Below are 2,674 nucleotides of genomic sequence, written 5' to 3'. Positions count from 1 at the left end.
GCGGCAGCGTCTATTCGGTGGTCAGCGCCGGGCTTGGCGAGCGCGGGCGCCTGCTGGACGACTACCGCGCCGCCGTCGAGCGCGGCGCGTCGGCGGCAACGCTGGACAGCCTTCAGCACGCCCTGGAGCAGGCCGGTGCCTGGACCGCCCAGGTGGAAGTCGATGCCCTGCTCACGCGCATGGCCCTGCCAGCCGCGGCGCCGTTCGAGCACCTGTCCGGCGGGCTCAAGCGGCGCGTGCTGCTGGCGCGGGCGCTGGTCGGCCAGCCTGATGTGCTGTTGCTGGACGAGCCAACCAACCACCTCGACATTGCCGGCGTCACCTGGCTGGAAGAATTCCTGCTCGGCGCGACCTTCGCGCTGGTGTTCATCAGCCACGACCGCGCGTTTCTGGACCGGATCGCCACCCGCATCGTCGAGGTGGACCGCGGCGCGCTCTACAACTGGCCCGGCCGCTACGCCGACTTTCGACGCCGCAAGGCAGACGCCCTGGCCGCCGAACGGGCCGCGAATCGCGAATTCGACAAGAAACTGGCCGAGGAAGAAGCCTGGATCCGACGCGGCGTCAAGGCACGCACCACGCGCAACATGGGCCGCGTGCGGGCGCTTGAGGACCTGCGCGAGCAGGCCGCCGGGCGGCGCAAGTACCAGCAGCGCGCCGCCATCAAGGCGCAATTCGGCGAACAGTCGAGCAAGCGCGTGCTGGAGGCCCGCAACGTCAGCGCCCGCATCGCCGACACCACCGTACTGCGGGACTTCAGCTTCAAGCTGCAGCGCGGCCAGGTGCTGGGCATCATGGGCCCCAACGGCTGCGGCAAGACCACACTGCTGAACGTCCTGCTGGGCCTTCGACCGCCGGACAGCGGCACCCTGGTGCACGGCGAGAACCTGCAGGTCGCCTACTTCGACCAGAACCGCGAACAGCTGGACCTGGAACGCGACGCCGCCTGGAACGTGGCCGAAGGCGCAGAGCGCATCGAGTTCGACGGCCGCTCGCTGCACGTGCTGGGCTACCTGAAAGCCTTCCTGTTCTCGCCCGACCGCGCCCGCACTGCCACGCGCCTGCTGTCCGGCGGCGAACGCAACCGCCTGCTGCTGGCGCGGCTGTTCGCCAAGCCATCCAACGTGCTGGTGCTGGACGAACCCACCAACGATCTGGACGTCGAGACCCTGGAACTGCTCGAGGGGCTGATCCTCGACTACCCCGGCACCGTCATCCTGGTCTCGCACGACCGCGCCTTCGTGAACGAGGTCGTCGACGGTCTGCTGGTGCACGAAGGCGACCGTGGCTTTCGGCACTACGTGGGTGACTACGACGACTGGCGGCGTCAGACGCGCGCGGATGCGCCCGACACGCGCGCCCCAAAACACACCGCAGCCAAGCCAGCCCGCCCGACCGCGCCACCCTCGCCGAAACCCGCCGGCCTGACCCCGGCCGAACAGCGCGAGCTCAAGCGCCTGCCGCAGGACATCGAGAAAATCGAAGGCCGCATCGAGGCACTGCATCAGCAAATGGCCGACGGCGCGTTCTATCAGCAGCCCGTCGATGTCCAGCGCACCGCGCAGCAGCAGCTGGCCGCGCAGGAAGCAGCGTTGGAACGCGCCTTCGAACGCTGGCAGGCGCTTGAATCACGTCGCCACGGATCAAACGCATCCTCCAGCGCCTGAGCGCTATCATCGCCACGTACCGATGCCCAGCAAGCAACACGCAGCGGCGCGGCCCGCCATCACCAGTGCAACTGCTTGTTCTTGCAAGCCAACCGACCATTGGCTGCGTACTCGGCAACCCCAGTCGACGCGACGCGCCCTGCACCTGCCGCTGGAAAACAGCACGCCCAAGATCAACAAAAAAATCAACATTCACGCCTAACTGTAAGACGTCATTAGTAAGTTTTCATGTAAGGTGACCAGTGCTCGTGGAGGGGCACTTCGAGAGGAAACGCTCATGCATGCGAAGGACAGCAAACTGTCCGGGGGAATCCAAACCTCACTTGCGCCGTCCGCCGAACTGGAAGGCGGCGATCTGATCGTCCACTACCTGCAACAAATCGGTGTCGAGTATGTCTTCGGCGTGCCGGGCGGCGCCATTGAGCCGCTGACCAACGCCCTGGCCCGCGGCATGCGTCACGGCGGCCCACAACTGGTTGTTGCCCGCCACGAATCGGGCGCTGCCTTCATGGCCGATGGCTACGCGCGCGAGACCGGCAAGCTCGGTGTGTGCTTTGCCACCACCGGGCCAGGTGCCACCAACATGATCACCGGCGTCGCCAATGCGACGCAGGACGCAATTCCGCTGCTCGCCATCACGGCGCAGACAAAGCTCGAAAATTTTGGTCGAGGCGGCCTCCAGGAGTCGAGCTGCACCGCGATTGATACTGTCAGCATCTATAAAAACTTCACGCGATACAACACGCTCGTCTCACACCCCAAACAGCTCGAACAGAAAGTCGTCAGGGCGATCCTGGCCGCTTTCCGCGAACCCGCCGGCGCCGTCCATCTCAGCCTGCCGGTCGATGTCACCCGCGCCCCAACGCAAATGCCTTCGCTGTCCCGCAACCTGGACAAGCTCATCAGCGTGACGCCGGCGGTGGACACAGCCTCGGTCGCGGAACTCTACAAACAGGTCCTGAAAGCGCGAAAAATTTGCTTTGTGCTTGGAGAAGGGGCGCGCAGCG

2 protein-coding genes are annotated in these 2,674 nt (G+C 65.8%); both read left to right on the top strand.

The annotated features are described in order from the left end of the window. Nucleotides 1–1,667 (top strand): ATP-binding cassette domain-containing protein (locus tag ABYX71_RS11405; RefSeq protein ID WP_372696616.1); only part of this gene is annotated, 1,667 nt, incomplete at its 5' end. 277 nt (nt 1,668–1,944) lie between these two features. Beyond that, nucleotides 1,945–2,674 (top strand): thiamine pyrophosphate-binding protein (locus ABYX71_RS11400; RefSeq protein WP_372696615.1); only part of this gene is annotated, 730 nt, incomplete at its 3' end.

This window comes from Immundisolibacter sp., from assembly GCF_041625615.1.
Lineage (GTDB): Bacteria > Pseudomonadota > Gammaproteobacteria > Immundisolibacterales > Immundisolibacteraceae > Immundisolibacter.
The sequence above is the reverse complement of the archived record's forward strand: the minus strand, read 5'-3'. Positions and strand labels throughout refer to the sequence as shown.